Raw genomic sequence first — 19,931 nt, 5'->3', positions numbered from 1 at the left:
TATTTGGTTGGTTAATTTGGTTAAAATGGTTGGTTAAGCCAGTTGGTTGACATGATTGATAACCTGTTATCATTATTTTTTCTTATATTATTTTTTTTATAAATCGCCAATAACTCACCCACCTTTTGCCGACTGCTGGCTTTGGCTGCAATATTTCTTTGCACTTGCACGGTTTTTATGATTGCCCCTTGATACAAATTGCGCGTTTGTTTGGTATCGTGATTAGAAATTAAAATCGCTTGTGCTTTATAACAAAAATCTTGTGCCAAATTTGCCAAACGCATTTGGTCATCAAAATTAAAACCATCTTTGGCATAACTGGCGAATGACGCAGTTTCGCTTAAGGGCATATAAGGCGGATCGCAATAAATTACATCATTACTATCAATAAAATCAAACATTTTAGCGAAATCACCACAAAAAAAGCGCATTCTGCTTGATTTATCAACAAAATTTAGCAATTCATCTTTTGGAAAATACGGTGATTTATACCGCCCAAATGGCACATTAAAACCGCCCTTTTTATTATAGCGACATAGCCCATTAAAAGCATGGCGATTGAGATAAATAAATAACGCTGATTTTTTAATTATATCATCACTATTATTAAACTCGTCTCTTAATTCATAAAAACGCCGCTCTTGATTGTTTTTCTCACAAAAATAAGACTTAGCATAAGCAATAAACTCTTGTTTTTGCTCGGCTAATACTTTGTATAAATTAATCAAATCAACATTGCTGTCGTTTAATAAATACTCATCAAAATCCAATAACAACGACACGCTTGCTGAACCTGCAAACGGCTCAATCAAGCGTTTATTGGTTTTATTATCTAGAAAATGGGCGGGTAAATGGGCTTTTATAAAGGGAACAAGTTTGGTTTTGCCCCCTGCCCATTTTAAAAATGCCTTGCTCATTTGGCTTTCACTTAATCTTTCACTCACTTAATCTTTCACTCGCTCAATTTTTACCCCAAGTCCGCGCAGCTTTTCTTCGACATTTTCATAACCACGATCAATGTGATAAATCCGTTCAATGGTGGTTTTGCCCTCGGCGGCCACAGCTGCAATAACAAGCGACATCGATGCACGCAAATCGGTTGCCATCACAGGGGCGGATTTTAAGGCTTCTACTCCTTTAACCACGGCTGTATGGCCATCTACACTGATTTTTGCTCCCAAGCGGTTAAGTTCAGGCACATGCATGTAACGGTTCTCAAAAATATTTTCTATAATTGTACTTGTACCATCAGCAATTGCACACACAGTCATCAATTGTGCTTGCATATCGGTCGGAAAAGCCGGGTGCGGCTGAGTGCGAATATCCACAGCAACAGGGCGTTTGTTCATGGCCACTTCAATCCAATCATCACCAACATTTACCTGTGCGCCCATTTCGCTAAATTTGTTTAACACAGCTTGCATAATGCTTGCATCGGTATGGGTTGCTTTTACCCGTCCGCCTGTCATCATTGCCAATGCCAAATACGAACCGGTTTCAATGCGATCAGGCAAAACTGCATACTCACAACCGTTTAATTGTTCCACGCCTGTGATCGTCATATAAGCCGTGCCAATACCGTCAATTTTTGCCCCCATTTTGACAAGCATGTTTGCCAAATCCACCACTTCAGGCTCGCGAGCACAATTTTCCAAATGCGTTACGCCCTCTGCCAAAACCGCCGCCATCAGCGTGTTTTCTGTGCCACCAACGGTAACCATGTCAAAAGTAAAATGACAACCTTTTAAACGTCCGCACTTGCCGTCTTTGCCAAGCGGAGCTTTTGCTTTTACATAGCCGTTTTCTACCACAATATCTGCACCCATAGCTTCCAGTGCTTTTAAATGCTGATCCACAGGGCGACTGCCAATAGCACAGCCACCAGGAAGCGAAACTTCCGCTTGTCCGAAACGTGCAAGCAGTGGTGCTAATACCAAAATAGAAGCACGCATGGTTTTAACCAGTTCATAAGGGGCGTAATAATTGTTAATGGTACTGGTGTCGCAAGTTACCGTATCGCCTTTTTTTTCGATGCTAACCCCCATGCCAGCAATGAGCGCAATCAGGGTTTTTACATCTTGCAAGGTTGGTATATTGGTTAAGGTCATCGGCGTTTTTGCCAAAATCATTCCTGCCAATAAGGGCAAAGCGGCGTTTTTTGCCCCGGAAATACGCACTTCACCCTCAACTTTTGTACCGCCGTTGATGACAAATTTATCCATAAAACTTCCTTAATCTGCTTAAAACTTAACCCACTTAAAAATAGACAAGCAATTGACAAGCAATTATTGTCAAACAATTACTGTATAATTTGTACAATTATTGTTTTGCCTGCCATTCGCTATAAGTTAAGGCTTGAATATTTAGAGCATGAATCTCACCACTGGCAAATTTGTCATTGACAAGTGCAAGTATGGCTTGTTGACGAGCAACAGGACGTTTGTCTTTAAAACTGTCATCAACAACACGCAGATCAAATTTGTTGCCATTGTTGGCAGATTGGATAAGGCCATTTGGAAAATGTGGTTGCAATAAATCAATTAAATCTTGGGCATTCATAATACTTACCTGGTTTGTAAAATCTGATTTTAAAAATTAAAACTACTTTTTATAATTACCTATTTTTTATAAAAATACGTTTTACAAAAAATAAAAATCTCTCTATGATAGCATACTTTTTAACAAAAATCATGACGAAAAGTTGGCATACTTGGCTGTATTTTTGATGCATGTTATAAAAAATCTTATTGTAAATTTAGCAAAAATGCTCTATGCTACTACTAAATGCTCTATGTTAAAAGCATAAATCTGTTCGTGTTATTTTTTTATATTTTAAATTGTTTATAGTTTAAGCTATTTGGAGTAACGTATGGCAACCACCCCAAAAAAACCAACCGCTCGCAAAGCTACCAATGCTGCCAATAAGCCTACCAACAACAAACCCACCAACAACAAAGTACAAAAAGTTACCGAACCTTACGAAACCGATCCAGATACCTTGTTGACAATCACACAACAAGATCGCCAAGTAAAAAAAGCCACCAAAACCAAATCCGCCATTGATGAAACATTGTTAACTGATTTAAAAAAAGGCAATATGCAACAAAGCAATGCACATCTTGAAGCCTTGCTATACGATGCAACCGCCGATGAATTAACCACATTAAAAGATATGTTTGCCAAACAAGCAATCACAAGCCGTATCAAAACTGGCTTAAAAAAAGATGACGAATTGGCAGATAATTGGCGAGAGGGCGTATACCCATACAAAAACCGCTTAAGCCGTAAAAATTACGAAGCCCAAAAATACAAACTGCAAGTTGAACTGCTCAAATTACAAAAATGGGTTAAAGAAACCGGACAAAAAGTAGTGATTTTGTTTGAAGGACGTGATGCCGCAGGAAAAGGCGGTGCAATTAAACGCTTTATGGAGCATTTAAACCCACGCGGTGCAAGGGTTGTTGCCCTAGAAAAACCAACCAAACAGGAACAAGGACAATGGTATTTTCAGCGTTATGTGCAACATTTGCCTACCGAAGGTGAGATTGTGCTGTTTGACCGTTCTTGGTATAACCGTGCAGGCGTCGAGCGTGTTATGGGCTTTTGTACCGATGAACAGTACGAGGATTTTATGCGTCAAGTGCCTGAATTTGAAAAACATTTAATTGCATCAGGCATTCATTTGATTAAATTTTGGTTTTCAGTCAGTCGTGATGAACAGCGTCGTCGATTTGCCCAACGCGAAGCCCACCCTTTAAAACAGTGGAAACTATCACCAATTGACAAAGCATCGTTAAACAAATGGGATAATTATACCCTAGCAAAAGAAGCAATGTTTTACAATACCGATACTGCCGAAAGCCCTTGGATTGTCATCAAGTCTGACGATAAAAAACGCGCCAGATTAGGAGCAATGCGTTATGTTCTAAACAAATTGCCCTACACTCAAAAACAAAACAAAAACGTATGCCTGCCCGATCCGCTGATTGTTGGACGTGCAGGAGCGTTATACGAACAAGGCGAAAAACAAGATCTGCAAGTGGCAGACGAGCCAAACATTGTGTTGGCTCATACTGGCGAAAGTAAAAAAATTGCCAAAAATACAAAAAATAAACCCTGATCTGAATACTTTCAACCATTCAACCTTTAAGTTTAAAATTTAAATTTTTAACCCAAACATAGGAATAACATGAATAACACCAACCAAGATTTATTTAACCAAGCCAAAATCCATATTGCAGGCGGTGTCAACTCACCTGTGCGAGCGTTTGCAGGTGTAGGTGGCGTGCCTGTTTTTATTAGCCGTGCCAAAGGATCAAAAATATACGATACAAATGGTGGTGAATATGTGGATTATGTCGGTTCTTGGGGGCCTATGATTTTGGGGCATAGCCACCCACACATCATAGAAGCGGTAAAAAAGGCCGCTGATGACGGTTTATCCTTTGGCGCACCAACACCTTTTGAAACCACAATTGCCGACAAAATTTGTGAACTAATTCCAAGCATTGACATGATAAGAATGACAAGTTCTGGCACAGAAGCTACCATGTCCGCCATTCGTTTGGCTCGTGGTTATACAGGGCGTGATAAAATTGTCAAATTTGAAGGTTGCTATCATGGACATTCTGACAGTTTGTTGGTAAAAGCAGGTTCTGGCATGCTTGATATCGGTGAACCAACCTCAAAAGGCATACCCATTGATTTTGCCAAACACACAATAACCTTACCGTATAATAATAAGCAAGCATTAATAGACTGTTTTGAAAAATTTAGCAATGAACTGGCATGCGTGATTGTTGAACCCATCGCAGGCAATATGAATATGATTATTCCCAGTCAAGAATTTCATGACACACTACGCAAATTATGTAGCGACACTGGTACGGTGCTGATTTTTGACGAAGTGATGACGGGTTTTCGCGTCAATTTAGGCGGTGCTCAGGCTTGTTTTGGCATCACGCCGGATTTAACAACGTTTGGTAAAATCATCGGAGCAGGTCTGCCTGTTGGTGCGTTTGGAGGCAAAAAAGAAATTATGTCGCACATTGCACCGCTTGGTGGTGTGTATCAAGCAGGCACATTGTCAGGCAATCCACTGGCTATGCGAGCAGGAATTGCTATGTTTGACTTATTGACCCAAGATGGTTTTTATGAAAAATTAAGTACAAAAGTTCAGTATTTAACCCATAATTTGGAAAAATTGGCAAAAGAAGCCGGCATCGGTTTTACAACCACACAGTTGGGCGGTATGTTTGGCATGTATTTTACCGACAATGGCTTACCACAAAATTTTGACGATGTTAACAAATGTGATACCAAAAAATTTGCCAAATTTTTTCACGGTATGTTAAAGCGTGGGGTTTATTTTGCCCCATCTGCTTTTGAGGTTGGTTTTATGAGCAGTGAACACAGCCAAGAGGATTTGGATTTTACCTTGGCAATGGCAAAACAAGTGTTCACAGAAATGGCACAAGCATAAAACGCATTCATAAAATTTTTGCCAAAATTTACAAAATTATCCAAAAAAACCTTGCAATCTGCAAAAATATGCGTATAATACGCACTCAATCGGATCGTTAGCTCAGTTGGTAGAGCAGCGGACTTTTAATCCGTTGGTCCCGCGTTCGAGTCGCGGACGATCCACCATATACAAACCCTCTCTTTTTAGAGAGGGTTTTTTGTTATCTGTTTTTACAAAATGATAGGTATCGGTTATCAGTATCCTAGCCGCGATTGCTTTGCCTGCGTATCAAGACTACATTGCCAAATCTCAAGTGGCAGAGGCATTTACATTGGCTGATGGATTGAAAACGAGTATTGGGACGAATAGGCAGAATGGATCTTGTTATGCTAATTCTACTGCCACTACTGCGAATGCTGAAGACAAAGTTACAGGAAAATATGGTGTAGCCACAATTCTTCAAGCAACAGGAGCGGATAAGAAATTAAATTGTGGTATTCATTATAAGTTTAATAACAAAGGGGTCTCTGATTTACTGAAAGATAAAGAAATTGTATTAAAAGCTGATGAAGATAGTGGTACTTTAAAATTAGAAAATATGGGTGGTAAAACAAGCAGTGCTGATATTTCAAAATACCTACCAAGTGCGTTTAAAAAATAATTAAAATTAATATTTTTAATTATACATTATAAAAAGAGTAACTTAGGTTACTCTTTTTATTTTTAAGAGCTATTTTGTTTAGATTATTTGAATGCATTAGGCACATATTTAGTATCAATGCTAGATGCCTTGCTACTAACTTGATTGCCAGCACTTGTGGCTAATTTTAATGTTCCATCAGTCTCGTCAAGCTTTAACACAATCTCTTTTCCTGCAATTAAATCAGATACACCAGTTTTGTTAAATGTATAATGAATTCCGCAAACTAATCCTGTTGAACCTGACGGTTTCTGTTCAAGCACTACAGCTTTCCCATACTTTCCTGTTAACTCCTCTGTTCCTGATGCTGCTTTTTTTGTATCAGCAAAACAACTCCCATTCTGACGATTGGTTGCAATAGTTGTCTTTAACCCATCTGCTAAAGTAAACGCTTCAGAAACCTGCGACTTAGCAATATAATCCTGATAAGCTGGGATAGCAATCGCGGCTAGGATACTGATTAACCCATAAACAAACAAACCCACTATAAATCACCATCATTCTATGCTACAATTTTTATTAACATGAACCATTAAGAAACTCTTTTATGACAAACCCAACCTTTATTAACCCCTACACAGACTTTGGTTTTAAAAGACTGTTTGGCACAGTTGCATCCAAACCTTTTTTAATCAGCTTTTTAAACTCCATTTTACCTGATCATCATCAAATTGCTGATTTAACCTTTAAAAACACAGAAGCATTGGGAGAAACCATTGATGACCGCAAAGCCATTTATGACATCTTTTGTGAAAGCATTACAGGTGAGCAGTTTATTGTAGAACTACAAAGAACCAAACAAGCTTTCTTTAAAGACAGAACCCTTTACTACTCAACCTTTGCCATCACAGAACAAGCCAAAAAAGGTAAAGACTGGCATTATCAATTAAAAGCGGTATACTGTATTAGTATTTTGGACTTTTGCTTTAATGACACAAACAAACAAGTCATTCATAAAGTACAACTAAAAGACCAAAACAATCAAATCTTTTATGATAAACTAACCCTTATCTACTTTGAGATGCCAAAGTTTGACAAAGGAGAAAACGAGTTAACCACAAACCTTGATAAATGGTTATTTTATCTAAAAAACCTAAAGGACTTACAAATGATACCCCAAGTATTTGACGGCAATGAAGTATTTGAACAAGCCTTTGAACAAGCCAAAATCGCCAACATGAACCGAGAAGAGTGGATGCGATATGAACTAAGTCTAAAGACCTACAGAGACAACATGGCAACTCAAGAATATGCCAAGCAGGTGGCTTGGGAAGATGGGTTGAATCAGGGGATAGAGCAAGGTATGGAAAAAGGGATTAAAAAGGGTATGGAAAAAGGGATTAAAAAGGGTATGGAAAAAGGGATTAAAAAGGGATTAGAGCAAGGTATGGAAAAAGGCATCCTACAAACCGCCCAAAAACTTAAAAACCTAGGGTTACCCATACACATGATTATACAAGCCACTGGACTTGATAAAAACAGTATTGAAAAGCTGTAATCAGTATCCTAGCCGCGATTGCTTTGCCTGCGTATCAAGACTACATTGCCAAATCTCAAGTGGCAGAGGCGTTTACATTGGCTGATGGATTGAAAACGAGTATTGGGACGAATAGACAGAGTGGGACGTGTTTTGCAGATGGTGCGGCGGCGGCTTCAACCGAAGATGTAGCCAAAGGTAAATACAATCCAGATAAAATTATGGGAAAATACGGCACGGCTACAATCTTGCAAGATGGAACAGGAAAAACTTTGGTGTGTGGTATTCATTATCAGTTTAATAAAACTGGTGTTTCTAATTTACTTGTATCAAAAGAAATTGTATTAAAACTTGATGAAGCTAGCGGTACGTTAAAAATGGAAAATATGGGTGGTAAGACTAACGGTGTTGAAAACAGATACTTACCAAGTGCGTTTAAAAAACCTAGCTAATACATTAATATAATTTCTTATATTCTATATAAAGAAACCTCAATATTGTGTTGAGGTTTCTACTTTTACAATAAAAGAATAAAAGTAGTATTTATCTAAAAGCACTTGGTAAATATTTAGTTGGAATATCAGATTTCTTTTGACCTAGTGTGTTTGAACCTGACATCAATTTTAATGTACCGCTGTCCTCATCGACTTTTAATACAATCTCTTTGTTTTTAAGCAGATCAGAAACTCCTTTTGCTTCAAATTTATAATAAATACCACAGTTTAATTTATTATCTTTTGTTTCCTGTAAAATTTCAGCTTTACCGTATTTGCCAGTGATCTTATCTTCAGCACCTGCAGTAGTGGCAGTAGAATTAGCATAACAAGATCCATTCTGCCTATTCGTCCCAATACTCGTTTTCAATCCATCAGCCAATGTAAATGCCTCTGCCACTTGAGATTTGGCAATGTAGTCTTGATACGCAGGCAAAGCAATCGCGGCTAGGATACTGATTACAGCTTTTCAATACTGTTTTTATCAAGTCCAGTGGCTTGTATAATCATGTGTATGGGTAACCCTAGGTTTTTAAGTTTTTGGGCGGTTTGTAGGATGCCTTTTTCCATACCTTGCTCTATCCCCTGATTCAACCCATCTTCCCAAGCCACCTGCTTGGCATATTCTTGAGTTGCCATGTTGTCTCTGTAGGTCTTTAGACTTAGTTCATATCGCATCCACTCTTCTCGGTTCATGTTGGCGATTTTGGCTTGTTCAAAGGCTTGTTCAAATACTTCATTGCCGTCAAATACTTGGGGTATCATTTGTAAGTCCTTTAGGTTTTTTAGATAAAATAACCATTTATCAAGGTTTGTGGTTAACTCGTTTTCTCCTTTGTCAAACTTTGGCATCTCAAAGTAGATAAGGGTTAGTTTATCATAAAAGATTTGATTGTTTTGGTCTTTTAGTTGTACTTTATGAATGACTTGTTTGTTTGTGTCATTAAAGCAAAAGTCTAAAATACTAATACAGTATACCGCTTTTAATTGATAATGCCAGTCTTTACCTTTTTTGGCTTGTTCTGTGATGGCAAAGGTTGAGTAGTAAAGGGTTCTGTCTTTAAAGAAAGCTTGTTTGGTTCTTTGTAGTTCTACAATAAACTGCTCACCTGTAATGCTTTCACAAAAGATGTCATAAATGGCTTTGCGGTCATCAATGGTTTCTCCCAATGCTTCTGTGTTTTTAAAGGTTAAATCAGCAATTTGATGGTGATCAGGTAAAATGGAGTTTAAAAAGCTGATTAAAAAAGGTTTGGATGCAACTGTGCCAAACAGTCTTTTAAAACCAAAGTCTGTGTAGGGGTTAATAAAGGTTGGGTTTGTCATAAAAGAGTTTCTTAATGGTTTATGTTAATAAAAATTGTAGCATAGAATGATGGTGATTTATAGTGGGTTTGTTTGTTTATGGGTTAATCAGTATCCTAGCCGCGATTGCTTTGCCTGCGTATCAAGACTACATTGCCAAATCTCAAGTGGCAGAGGCGTTTACATTGGCTGATGGATTGAAAACGAGTATTGGGACGAATAGGCAGAGTGGATCATGTTTTGCTAACGCTGCTACTAGTGCAGGTACTGAGGATAAGATTGTAGGTAAGTATGGTACAGCTACAATTCTCGAAGAAAAACCAAAAGGAACAGCAACGGGTTTAACTTGTGGAATCCATTATAAATTCGATCAAGCTAAAGTTTCAGACTTGATTAAAAACAAGAATGTTACCCTAAAACTTGATTCAGATAGCGGTACATTAAAATTAGATGCAGTAAAAGGTGCTGCTGCTACCGATATTCCTACAAAATACCTACCAAGTGCATTTCAATAATCTAAATAAAGTAATTGTAAAAAATAAAAAGAGTAACCTAAGTTACTCTTTTTTAATATATGAATACAGCTAAATGTGTAAGATTTAATTATTTTTTAAATGCACTTGGCAAGTATTTTTCCTCAACGGTATTTTCACCACCTTTCATAACATCTAATTTTAAAGCACCACTATCATCATCAAGTTTCAATGTTATTTGTTTGCCTGTAAGAAAGTCAGAAACACCAGTTGTATTAAACTTATAATTAATACCACAAGTTAATTTGGCTGGTGTTCCTGTACCTTTATCTTCAAGAATTTTAGCTGTACCGTACTTGCCTGTTATCTCTTCTGTACCACACGTCCCATTCTGTCTGTTTGTACCGATGCTAGTTTTAAGTCCGTCTGCTAAAGTAAACGCTTCTGCTACCTGTGAGCGTGCAATATAATTTTGATACGCAGGCAAAGCAATCGCGGCTAGGATACTGATAACCAACTTTAACACCCAAATGGTTAAAAATTTTAAAATTTCTAACCCATTCTTACAATTTTATTAGACATTGCCCCATCAAATTCGGTACAATAACTCTTTTATTCAATTTTTCAATTAAGGAATACTTATGAATTTACAAGCACTCATGCAACAAGCCCAAATGATGCAAAAACAGGTAGAAACCAATGTTGAAAATGCCAAAAAACGCTTGGCAGAACAAGAGGTTCATGCCGAAGCAGGCAACGGTTTGGTAAAAGTTACCATGAATGGCAAGCACGTTGTCAAACGCATTAGCATTGACCCAAGTTTGCTACAAGATGATCCAGATATGATTGAAGATTTAATCGCCGCTGCAATTAATGATGCGGTACGCCAAGCCGATGAGTTGCACGAAAAAGAAATCGCAGGGGCAACAAGCGGTATGGGCTTGCCGCCTGGTATGCAAGGCTTGTTTGGTTAATCAAAATTTAGCAAAATAACCGATAAAATTTGCTTTATCGGTTATTTTTGTCGATAATTGGTTTTTGTGGATAATTAACATCTAACTTTTTGGATATTTTTGTGTTTAGCCCAAAATTTGACAACCTTGTAAAACAGCTTAAAGTCCTACCAAGTGTTGGACAAAAAACCGCCCAACGCATGGCTTTAAACCTGCTTACTCATAAACGCTCACAAGGAATACAGCTTGCTGAGGCCTTACTCATTGCTATGAACGAAATCAAACAATGCAAACAATGTCGTGGCTTGTCCGATGATGATGTTTGCCCAATTTGTAGCAACCCACATCGCGATGAAAACCAACTGTGCATTGTAGAAAACGCATCAGACATGATGGCAATTGAACAAACAGCCAGTTTTCAAGGGCAATATTTTGTACTCGGTGGCGTGTTATCTCCGATAGATGGCATTGGAGCGGAGCAACTTGGCATTGACCAATTGATTCAGCGTTTATACAACCAAGCACAGCAAAACAATCCGATAAACGAGATAATTTTAGCGACGAGCACCACAGACAAAGGGCAGACCACGGCTTATTTTATCAGCGAAGCCATTAAGCCTTATGTGCAAAATATCACGCGTATTGCTCAAGGCGTTCCAATGTCAGGCGAGATTGAATATTTAGACAGCATCACACTTGGACAAGCCTTGCAAAATCGTACAAGGCTTTAACCGTGCTTGTGGTTAATACTTAGGATTATAAACCATTGGCATTTGCATAATAGGTTACGGTTGCAGGCCAATCAGAAAAAATGCCTTTCACGCCAACACCTTTGGCAAGCACATCAATCAGCTCATACACATCACCGTCATTATTTACAATATCATTAATGCCTGTATAATACCAACCACCGCCTGATGCCAAAGGACCTGAACGTTCTACCGTCCATGCGATCAAGCCTAGGTTTTGGGCTTTGGCTTGTTTGGCAAATTCACTTGGGACGATTTTACCATTTTGATTGGTTACCAACAGCCATGTTGCAGGTGCAAGGTTTTGAATACCCATTGCTTTTAATTGTGCAAAGGTGTATTTGTAAGTATTTGGATCTTGTGTGTTAAAAGTTGCCCCAGTTTTTGTTGCATTGCTATCGTCCATTAAGAACACGGCGGTTTTGCCATATTCTGGATTGTTTTTTATCCAATAATGCAAGTCATCAATTTTAAATGATTGTAAAATTGTGTCTTGGGGTGCAAAACCTGCCTTTTGTAGCGAATCAACCACCGCCTGACGATAATTGTCATAGCTATAGCCATTATGTGGCATGGTAACACTGGGTTCTTTTAATTCAGGCGTTACTTTAACCCCCATTTGTTTAAACAATGCCAACGCTTCATCAAAACTTAACAAAGTGCCATTTTGGGCGTATAAATCTGTACGAAACGATGGTGTTGCTACTAAATATTCTTGTACCGTGCGTGCATTGGGGTTGCTTGCATCTTGCTTGCCTTTTAAGGTTTTAAATTCAGCCAAGGTAATATCTGAAGTCAAGCATTTTGCACTGGCGGGCGTTATAAGTTTGCCTTGTGAGTCAAAAGTAGCCGGTTGAAAATTCTGCGTGCATTTATTTGCCAATGGGGTTTGTAAAATATTGGTTGTTGTGTGCAAATCAGCATCAGAATGACGGCATACAAGTTGATGATCTTTTGTAAATGCCACATCACACTCTTGCACCCCTGCACCTTGATAATGTGCCGCTACATAACTTTCTTGGGTGTGTTCTGGAAATTGTAGCGTTGCACCGCGGTGAGCAATGGAGAATTCACTGCGTTTTGGGGTTTGATGTCTGGCGTTTTGTAGTTGCGTTTTTACCACACTGTCTGTCATGTCATCAATCAGATAAAAAGGACGCACTCCATAAGTAATTGGGCTATTGCCAAGGTTGCTTGGTGTTTTTGTAGTATTGGTAATGGCAGGTTTGTTTGTAGATGACTTATTGTCATTATTACAAGCAGTTAGGAGCATTGCAGTGGTTAATGCAAGTAACGATGGAAGCACAAGGCGTTGTCTGAACTTATTCATTGGATTTCCTTATTGGTTAAACGTTTATTGGTTAAACGCTTGTTAGTTAAACAAGTGGTTGGTGAAACAGTTGAAAAAGGATAGAATACAAAACGCTAAATATGGTAAGATGAGTATAACAAAACTTACCATATTTAACAAACATTTTTAACAAACATTGTTTACAATTTTTCTTTATAATTTTTTATAGCAGTTTTTATAGCAATTTTTGCAATAATTTTGGATCATGCCATGCTTACTCAACAACCGCCAACCGCCCACGAATTACAAATTTTAAACGATTTACCCACTGTTTGGATAAAAACCGATGAACAACTAGAACGACTTTTGGACGAACTTGACACATTAGACATCATTGCCCTTGACACCGAATTTATCAAGCGAGATACTTTTTTTCCGCGCCTTGCACTGCTACAGATTAACACAGGGACGGTGATTTATTTGTTAGACGCACCAAAATTGGATTTGTACGATTTTTGGCAAGTGATTGGCGATATACCAACGATGGTGCTTCACGCTTGTGGTGAGGATTTGGGTATTTATTATTTGTTGTCAGAATTGCCAGCTTTAACCAATGTGTTTGATACTCAAATTGGGCTTGGTTTTTTAACAGGTGAATTAAGTTTAGGTTATCAAACAGCCCTTTTAAATACACTTGACATTCATGTTAATAAAGGTGAAAGCCAATCCGACTGGCTAAAAAGACCACTAACCTTTGAACAAGAACAATACGCAAGCGACGATGTACGCTATTTGCTTGCGTTATACAATGCGTTAAAACAACAGCTTAATCAACAAAATCTGTGGCAATATGCCAAACAAGACTGTCAAGATTATAGCACTGAATTATACAATTTAAGCCAAATTACCGATGATCAATTGTATTTAAATGTGGCAAATTTTAACTACAATCGTGAACAATTGGCAATATTGCAGGCTTTATGCGAATGGCGCGAACAATTGGCACGTTCAATTAACCGTCCACGTACCTATATTTTACGTCCAAAAGCCTTGCAAGAACTGGTGGAAAAACCGCCGTTTGGCATAAAACAGCTTGGCTATCACGATATTAAACCGCAAGTTATCCGCATGTATGGTAATGAAATTTTAAATATTATCCATCAGGTGCAAAAAACCGATTGCAAAACTTATCCCGAGCTTATACCAATACCTTACCGTAAACTACCAAGCAACATACAAGAAGCCCTACAAGATTTAATTAACGCACATGCCAAAGCGTTAAATATCCCAGAAAACATACTGATGCGCAAAAAATGGCTTGGTGATTTATACGCCCACGCTATTGACAATAAGCGAGCGTTGCCCTTGGCGTTATTGGGTTGGCGTCATGATTGGATTATTGGCAGTTTGTTGCCAACATTGCAGAATATGATTCAACCGCACAGCATGATTAACAATCAACCAGTTGTTGCAACAGACACAAATGATGAAAATTAAACTACCTTGCGCCAAATCCTGTTAGCATGGTTTGCACGGTTTTTATCACAATCAACAAATCCAATGCCAAAGAAATATTTTTGATGTAGAAAAAATCATATTGAATTTTTAACGCCGTTTCGTCTTCATTGCCTGCATAACCTTGAGTAACCTGTGCCCAACCTGATATTCCGGGTTTGACGATATGGCGATAATTGTAAAATGGAATTTTTTGTTCAAATTCTTTTACAAAACTCAACTGTTCAGGACGAGGGCCGATTAAACTCATTTCACCTTTTAGCACATTGATAAATTGTGGCAATTCATCAATGCGTGTTTTGCGAATGAACTTGCCAATTTTTGTCACTCTGCTGTCATTTTTTTGCGCAAGTTTTGCCCCATGTTTTTCTGCATCACTGTACATACTGCGAAATTTGTAGATTTTGAACAATTTTCCTCCTTGGCCTACGCGTTCTTGCACAAAAATTGCCTTGCCCGGACTTTCAAAACGAATGGCAACAGCCGTTAACACACAAATTGGCACAACCAAAGGGCTTACCAAAATCACCACCAACATATCCAACAATTGTTTGGCAATTAAGTAGTTTTGTGAGGGCAATAACGAACCTAAATCATTTTCGTACAAATGTTGAATCGGCGAACGCCCTGTTAAACTTTCGTACACTTGTTGTTGATTAAACACAGGCACGCCACACAAAGTCTGTTTGGTTAAAAACCGTTGCCAATCGTCATTCAGTTTAGGGCTTGCCAAATCCGCCACAATGCCATCAATGCGTTTAGCCATTTCAGGATCCAGTTGCGGTTTGTCTAAACGCAGCCAATTAATCGGAATGCTGGTTTCAAAATTTTGACAGCGTCCAAGTGGAATATACGCCATAAACGGTTTGGAAATTTTTTGCTCAAGCAAATACGACACCAAAAAAAACAACAACCCAAGCATCGACGCAAATGCCAAATAATACAGCGAATAAGGCAAGCGAAAAATCAGCAACACCGAAGCCAACAGCAGCACCACAAACAACAAGGTTGGTAATACGTAACTAAACGAACGTTGCCCGGGAAACTGCGACAGACGGTTTAACGCAAGGGTTGTTAGCACCACGCCCACACTTGCCAATACAAGACTGTTAAATTGAGTATCAAGTAAATCTAAACGTAATATCCGACCAGTCCATCGCCACATAGCAGGCAAGATCGCAATGACAAGCCACCCGACCAATAACCGTACCCACAGATACCGCCACAGAACCAAAAAAGCAGGTTTTATCATGTTAAAATTTCATCGTTTTTTTTGTTCATTATTTTAATCAATGTTTTTAATCATCGTTTTTAATCAAAAATTTCAGATTTGACATGCAAACCTGTTTTTTGAGGGTGTTGCTTGCGCCACGCTACAAAGTTTTGGTATAAATTAGCAAACACTTGTGGGTTCTTTTTAGCCAATTTTGCCAAATCACTGTCTACATTATCACAAAAACTGATATCTTTTACCATAACACACGATGCTTGAATGTATTTCATTGCTTCATTGGGCTTATTTTCCAATGCCAATAATTGGGCATAAGCCAACAAATTAAACTGTGATGTGTCATTGGTTAATACATTGGCAAAAATTTGTTTTTTTGTCGCCAAATGGTTGGCATTTAGCGGTACTTGCATTGCCAATAAGCGTTGATTATAAGCACTAAAACCAAACAATGGTTTATTATTATAATCAATTTGATCATCGCGAAATTGGTGATTTTTGTGAGTGGTAAAGCGGCTATAATTTAAATAACCTAAATTAAGATATTGATATGCATAAAAAATTCCTGCCAATACCATAGCAAAACTTGTAGCACCGCTTAAGCGTAATAAAGCTATATGTTTGATTTGCAATGCTTTTTTTACAGTTAATGTTGTTTTTACAGCGAAGGCTTTTTTTACAAAAAATGAATCGCGTGTTTCGATTAAAGTCATAAATATGGCAAATATAACCAAATAGCGAAAATACCATAGCGGATATTCCACACTGGCATATAGCAAACTTGCCAACACAAACGCCAGGGCAATTGCACTTTGTGCCGAATGACGAAAATGCACAGCTTTTAACAATATCCAAGCAATTGGCAAACAACACAGCAGGCCGACAACGCCCATTTCAGCCAAAATCATGGTGATAAAATTGTGCGAATGATCGGCAATTTCTGGCCATTTAAAAAATTGGGCGTAATCCACACTGGCTTTCATATAGTTATTCCAACCCACGCCAAACAGCGGATTATCACCAAACATCATAAGCGCCCGTTCATTCAGTGCTGGGCGGTTGCCTTGACCGCCCGCCATACGCCCAAGTGCACCAAGACCACCTGCGTTTAACAGATGATTGCCAAGCCAACTTGCCATCAAATAATACAAAGCAAAAAACAGCCAAGCCGTCGCCGTTAAGGCAAATTTTGTTCGCCAACGCATAGGTTGGACAAAAAAATACACCGCAATCATGCCGATCATCATCAGCATTCCTGCTCGGCTTTGAGTAAAAGCAAGCCCTGCACAAAATAAAGCAAACAATATTACCAGGCCAATACGGTAACATAACAGATAATTTGCCAATTTTTGTTGCATATGATCCTGCATAAAACTTTGGTGCAACTGATAAATCAATGCACACAAACCCAATACAAAACCGTAACCTGCGTGGTTTGCTTGACCAAAATTGCCATCTAATCGATTTGGTAGGGCATTATTACGCACAATCACCCAGTTTTGCCAAAAAACCGTGTAATCATAAATTTGCATAATTTGGATAATAAAAGTTGTCAATGCCATAACAATAGCAAAGCCAAATACGATATTTAACAACAAGGCTTTATCGGTAAATTGATAAGCAATGCTACTAGAAAAAATTACCAAAACTAAACAAATAATCGGAAAAATCAGAGCATCAGGGTGAGCAATTGGCAAAAAAACCAACTGACCGAGCAAGATTGTGATAAAACCTAGCCACGTCCACGCTGATAAATGCACGCCACGCCAATGGTTTTGTGTGAACAATGCCACCGCTGTGCCAAACGCCACTGTAATAAACGAAAAGTCATTCACCAAAAAATCTCGCCCAAGTGGTGAATGATACGGCAACAAATAGCCCAAAATCGCTACGCCAACGGCGATGGCAAATACAATAGACGGCTCACGATGGGTCGGCATACACAACACTCAAAATCCACTAACAAAAAAATACTAAATGTAATAGTTTAGCATTTTTTTTATAAAAGTTGTAGGATAACGCACGGTAAGTTAATATGTTAATTTAACTTTATTATAAAATTAAAATATATAAATAATTTGTTGTTATCAGTATCCTAGCTGCGATTGCTATCCCAGCTTATCAGGATTATATTGCTAAGTCGCAGGTTTCTGAAGCGTTTACTTTAGCAGATGGGTTAAAGACAACGATTGCAACCAATCGTCAGAATGGGAGTTGTTTTGATAATAAGACATCAGCAACAGCAGGAGTAGAGGTATTAACAGGTAAATATGGAACAGCGACAGTTCTTGAGGAAAAGCCAAAAGGTACAGTGGGTTTAATTTGTGGAATTCATTATAAGTTTAATGCAAGTGGCGTTTCAGATCTACTTACAAACAAAGAAATTGTCTTAAAACTTGATGAGACTAGCGGTACACTGAAGTTGGATACTGTTGCTTCTAAGACAAGTACTTCTGATGTTAAAAAATATTTACCTAGTGCATTCAAATAATCATAACTCCTTAATACAACAAAACCCCAACGTAATATTGGGGTTTTTACTTTTAAAGTAAAGTAGTATTTATCTAAAAGCACTTGGTAGGTATTTAGTGTCAATGTTAGATGACTTAGAACTAACAGTTCCTAACTTCAATGTACCGCTACTTTCATCAAGTTTTAAAACAATTTCTTTAGTCTTAAGCAAGTCAGAAACTTTAACTTGATCGAATTTATAATGAATTCCGCAGGTTAATTTATTATCTTTTCCTGTTTCTTGAAGAATTGTAGCTGTACCATACTTACCTGTGGTTTTGTCATCAGCACCTGCACTACTAGCACCGTTAGAAAAACAAGATCCACTCTGTCTATTCGTCCCAATACTCGTTTTCAATCCATCAGCCAATGTAAACGCCTCTGCCACTTGAGATTTGGCAATGTAGTCTTGATACGCAGGCAAAGCAATCGCGGCTAGGATACTGATTAACCCATAAACAAACAAACCCACTATAAATCACCATCATTCTATGCTACAATTTTTATTAACATAAACCATTAAGAAACTCTTTTATGACAAACCCAACCTTTATTAACCCCTACACAGACTTTGGTTTTAAAAGACTGTTTGGCACAGTTGCATCCAAACCTTTTTTAATCAGCTTTTTAAACTCCATTTTACCTGATCATCATCAAATTGCTGATTTAACCTTTAAAAACACAGAAGCATTGGGAGAAACCATTGATGACCGCAAAGCCATTTATGACATCTTTTGTGAAAGCATTACAGGTGAGCAGTTTATTGTAGAACTACAAAGAACCAAACAAGCTTTCTTTAAAGACAGAACCCTTTACTACTCAACCTTTGCCATCACAGAACAAGCCAAAAAAGGTAAAGACTGGCATTATCAATTAAAAGCGGTATACTGTATTAGTATTTTGGACTTTTGCTTTAATGACACAAACAAACAAGTCATTCATAAAGTACAACTAAAAGACCAAAACAATCAAATCTTTTATGATAAACTAACCCTTATCTACTTTGAGATGCCAAAGTTTGACAAAGGAGAAAACGAGTTAACCACAAACCTTGATAAATGGTTATTTTATCTAAAAAACCTAAAGGACTTACAAATGATACCCCAAGTATTTGACGGCAATGAAGTATTTGAACAAGCCTTTGAACAAGCCAAAATCGCCAACATGAACCGAGAAGAGTGGATGCGATATGAACTAAGTCTAAAGACCTACAGAGACAACATGGCAACTCAAGAATATGCCAAGCAGGTGGCTTGGGAAGATGGGTTGAATCAGGGCATCCTACAAACCGCCCAAAAACTTAAAAACCTAGGGTTACCCATACACATGATTATACAAGCCACTGGACTTGATAAAAACAGTATTGAAAAGCTGTAATCAGTATCCTAGCCGCGATTGCTATCCCAGCTTATCAGGATTATATTGCTAAGTCGCAGGTTTCTGAAGCGTTTACTTTAGCAGATGGGTTAAAGACAACTATTGCAACCAATCGTCAGAATGGGAGTTGTTTTGCTGATACAAAAAAAGCAGCATCAGGAACAGAGGAGTTAACAGGAAAGTATGGGAAAGCTGTAGTGCTTGAACAGAAACCGTCAGGTTCAACAGGATTAGTTTGCGGAATTCATTATACATTTAACAAAACTGGTGTATCTGATTTAATTGCAGGAAAAGAGATTGTGTTAAAGCTTGACGAGACTGATGGAACATTAAAATTAGCCACAAGTGCTGGCAATCAAGTTAGTAGCAAGGCATCTAGCATTGATACTAAATA

General features: G+C 38.1%; 23 protein-coding genes and 1 tRNA gene. 13 read left to right on the top strand and 11 right to left on the bottom strand.

The annotated features are described in order from the left end of the window. Positions 1 to 20: 20 nt before the first annotated feature. The 3 genes from MOMA_RS05630 to MOMA_RS05620 form a co-directional block, all read right to left on the bottom strand. Positions 21 to 944: a DNA adenine methylase gene (locus MOMA_RS05630; RefSeq protein WP_264622240.1), complete on the bottom strand. Its 924-nt coding sequence runs from the start codon at positions 942 to 944 to the stop codon at positions 21 to 23. Further along, positions 945 to 2,222, bottom strand: a complete 1,278-nt coding sequence (gene murA, locus MOMA_RS05625) for a UDP-N-acetylglucosamine 1-carboxyvinyltransferase (RefSeq protein WP_009501510.1) — start codon at positions 2,220 to 2,222, stop codon at positions 945 to 947. A gap of 97 nt (positions 2,223 to 2,319) precedes the next feature. Beyond that, positions 2,320 to 2,559, bottom strand: coding sequence for a BolA/IbaG family iron-sulfur metabolism protein (locus tag MOMA_RS05620; protein ID WP_009501509.1), 240 nt, complete (start codon positions 2,557 to 2,559; stop codon positions 2,320 to 2,322). 310 nt (positions 2,560 to 2,869) lie between these two features. Here MOMA_RS05620 and ppk2 point away from each other — a divergent pair, with 310 nt between their 5' ends. The 4 genes from ppk2 to MOMA_RS05600 all read left to right on the top strand — a co-directional run bounded on the left by ppk2 (position 2,870) and on the right by MOMA_RS05600 (position 6,125). After that, a complete protein-coding gene (gene ppk2 / locus MOMA_RS05615) occupies positions 2,870 to 4,120 on the top strand; it encodes a polyphosphate kinase 2 (RefSeq protein ID WP_009501508.1) in 1,251 nt (416 codons plus the stop codon). 69 nt (positions 4,121 to 4,189) lie between these two features. Then, positions 4,190 to 5,482, top strand: a complete 1,293-nt coding sequence (hemL, locus tag MOMA_RS05610; RefSeq protein ID WP_009501507.1) for a glutamate-1-semialdehyde 2,1-aminomutase — start codon at positions 4,190 to 4,192, stop codon at positions 5,480 to 5,482. A gap of 91 nt (positions 5,483 to 5,573) precedes the next feature. After that, a tRNA-Lys gene (locus MOMA_RS05605) sits at positions 5,574 to 5,649 on the top strand. A gap of 92 nt (positions 5,650 to 5,741) precedes the next feature. Then, positions 5,742 to 6,125, top strand: coding sequence for a pilin (locus MOMA_RS05600; RefSeq protein ID WP_083874862.1), 384 nt, complete (start codon positions 5,742 to 5,744; stop codon positions 6,123 to 6,125). 83 nt (positions 6,126 to 6,208) lie between these two features. On the opposite strand, the gene MOMA_RS05595 is transcribed toward MOMA_RS05600, so the two are convergent. Then, positions 6,209 to 6,649 carry a pilin gene (locus MOMA_RS05595; protein WP_009501505.1) on the bottom strand — a complete coding sequence of 147 codons (441 nt, stop codon included), beginning with the start codon at positions 6,647 to 6,649 and terminating at the stop codon, positions 6,209 to 6,211. A gap of 62 nt (positions 6,650 to 6,711) precedes the next feature. Between MOMA_RS05595 and MOMA_RS05590 the strand changes: the two genes are divergently transcribed. Together MOMA_RS05590 and MOMA_RS05585 are read left to right on the top strand one after the other, a co-directional pair. Continuing rightward, positions 6,712 to 7,662, top strand: a complete 951-nt coding sequence (locus MOMA_RS05590; protein ID WP_009501504.1) for an Rpn family recombination-promoting nuclease/putative transposase — start codon at positions 6,712 to 6,714, stop codon at positions 7,660 to 7,662. 23 nt (positions 7,663 to 7,685) lie between these two features. Further along, a complete protein-coding gene (locus MOMA_RS05585; RefSeq protein WP_009501503.1) occupies positions 7,686 to 8,093 on the top strand; it encodes a pilin in 408 nt (135 codons plus the stop codon). A gap of 91 nt (positions 8,094 to 8,184) precedes the next feature. Here the strand turns inward: MOMA_RS05585 and MOMA_RS05580 are convergent, their stop codons facing one another. Then, positions 8,185 to 8,571 carry a pilin gene (locus MOMA_RS05580; protein WP_083874861.1) on the bottom strand — a complete coding sequence of 129 codons (387 nt, stop codon included), beginning with the start codon at positions 8,569 to 8,571 and terminating at the stop codon, positions 8,185 to 8,187. 23 nt (positions 8,572 to 8,594) lie between these two features. Beyond that, positions 8,595 to 9,461, bottom strand: coding sequence for an Rpn family recombination-promoting nuclease/putative transposase (locus MOMA_RS05575; RefSeq protein WP_009501501.1), 867 nt, complete (start codon positions 9,459 to 9,461; stop codon positions 8,595 to 8,597). A gap of 62 nt (positions 9,462 to 9,523) precedes the next feature. Here MOMA_RS05575 and MOMA_RS05570 point away from each other — a divergent pair, with 62 nt between their 5' ends. Further along, complete coding sequence (locus MOMA_RS05570; protein WP_009501499.1) at positions 9,524 to 9,955, top strand: pilin; 432 nt, start codon at positions 9,524 to 9,526, stop codon at positions 9,953 to 9,955. Between the two features lie 88 nt (positions 9,956 to 10,043). Here the strand turns inward: MOMA_RS05570 and MOMA_RS05565 are convergent, their stop codons facing one another. Continuing rightward, the gene (locus MOMA_RS05565; protein ID WP_152411803.1) at positions 10,044 to 10,400 is read right to left on the bottom strand and encodes a pilin; all 357 of its coding nucleotides are present in this window, start codon (positions 10,398 to 10,400) and stop codon (positions 10,044 to 10,046) included. Between the two features lie 154 nt (positions 10,401 to 10,554). On the opposite strand from MOMA_RS05565, the gene MOMA_RS05560 reads away from it, so the two are divergent. Beyond that, positions 10,555 to 10,887 (top strand): YbaB/EbfC family nucleoid-associated protein, encoded by a 333-nt coding sequence (locus MOMA_RS05560; protein WP_009501497.1) that lies wholly within the window; start codon positions 10,555 to 10,557, stop codon positions 10,885 to 10,887. 101 nt (positions 10,888 to 10,988) lie between these two features. Then, positions 10,989 to 11,597, top strand: coding sequence for a recombination mediator RecR (gene recR, locus MOMA_RS05555; RefSeq protein ID WP_009501495.1), 609 nt, complete (start codon positions 10,989 to 10,991; stop codon positions 11,595 to 11,597). Between the two features lie 25 nt (positions 11,598 to 11,622). On the opposite strand, the gene MOMA_RS05550 is transcribed toward recR, so the two are convergent. Then, positions 11,623 to 12,945: a glycerophosphodiester phosphodiesterase family protein gene (locus MOMA_RS05550; RefSeq protein ID WP_009501494.1), complete on the bottom strand. Its 1,323-nt coding sequence runs from the start codon at positions 12,943 to 12,945 to the stop codon at positions 11,623 to 11,625. A 231-nt stretch (positions 12,946 to 13,176) separates the two neighbouring features. On the opposite strand from MOMA_RS05550, the gene MOMA_RS05545 reads away from it, so the two are divergent. After that, entirely contained in the window at positions 13,177 to 14,403 is a 1,227-nt protein-coding gene (locus tag MOMA_RS05545) for a ribonuclease D (protein ID WP_009501493.1), read from the top strand. Position 14,404: 1 nt separating this feature from the next. On the opposite strand, the gene MOMA_RS05540 is transcribed toward MOMA_RS05545, so the two are convergent. Both MOMA_RS05540 and MOMA_RS05535 read right to left on the bottom strand, forming a co-directional pair. After that, positions 14,405 to 15,673, bottom strand: a complete 1,269-nt coding sequence (locus MOMA_RS05540) for an exopolysaccharide biosynthesis polyprenyl glycosylphosphotransferase (RefSeq protein ID WP_009501491.1) — start codon at positions 15,671 to 15,673, stop codon at positions 14,405 to 14,407. Positions 15,674 to 15,732: 59 nt separating this feature from the next. Beyond that, entirely contained in the window at positions 15,733 to 17,589 is a 1,857-nt protein-coding gene (locus tag MOMA_RS05535) for an O-antigen ligase family protein (RefSeq protein WP_009501489.1), read from the bottom strand. A 146-nt stretch (positions 17,590 to 17,735) separates the two neighbouring features. On the opposite strand from MOMA_RS05535, the gene MOMA_RS05530 reads away from it, so the two are divergent. Then, on the top strand, positions 17,736 to 18,140 hold the full coding sequence (locus MOMA_RS05530; protein ID WP_051012733.1) for a pilin: 405 nt from the start codon (positions 17,736 to 17,738) through the stop codon (positions 18,138 to 18,140). 69 nt (positions 18,141 to 18,209) lie between these two features. Here MOMA_RS05530 and MOMA_RS05525 read toward each other — a convergent pair whose 3' ends face one another. Further along, positions 18,210 to 18,632, bottom strand: coding sequence for a pilin (locus MOMA_RS05525; RefSeq protein WP_009501488.1), 423 nt, complete (start codon positions 18,630 to 18,632; stop codon positions 18,210 to 18,212). Between the two features lie 62 nt (positions 18,633 to 18,694). Here MOMA_RS05525 and MOMA_RS05520 point away from each other — a divergent pair, with 62 nt between their 5' ends. Together MOMA_RS05520 and MOMA_RS05515 are read left to right on the top strand one after the other, a co-directional pair. Next, complete coding sequence (locus MOMA_RS05520; RefSeq protein ID WP_009501487.1) at positions 18,695 to 19,537, top strand: Rpn family recombination-promoting nuclease/putative transposase; 843 nt, start codon at positions 18,695 to 18,697, stop codon at positions 19,535 to 19,537. Beyond that, positions 19,537 to 19,931 (top strand): pilin (locus tag MOMA_RS05515; protein WP_051012751.1); only part of this gene is annotated, 395 nt, incomplete at its 3' end. The genes MOMA_RS05520 and MOMA_RS05515, both read left to right, overlap by 1 nt.

This window comes from Moraxella macacae 0408225 (assembly GCF_000320365.1).
GTDB classification, from domain to species: domain Bacteria; phylum Pseudomonadota; class Gammaproteobacteria; order Pseudomonadales; family Moraxellaceae; genus Faucicola; species Faucicola macacae.
Note: the sequence above shows the minus strand (reverse complement) of the source record. Positions and strands in the feature narration are given on the sequence as shown.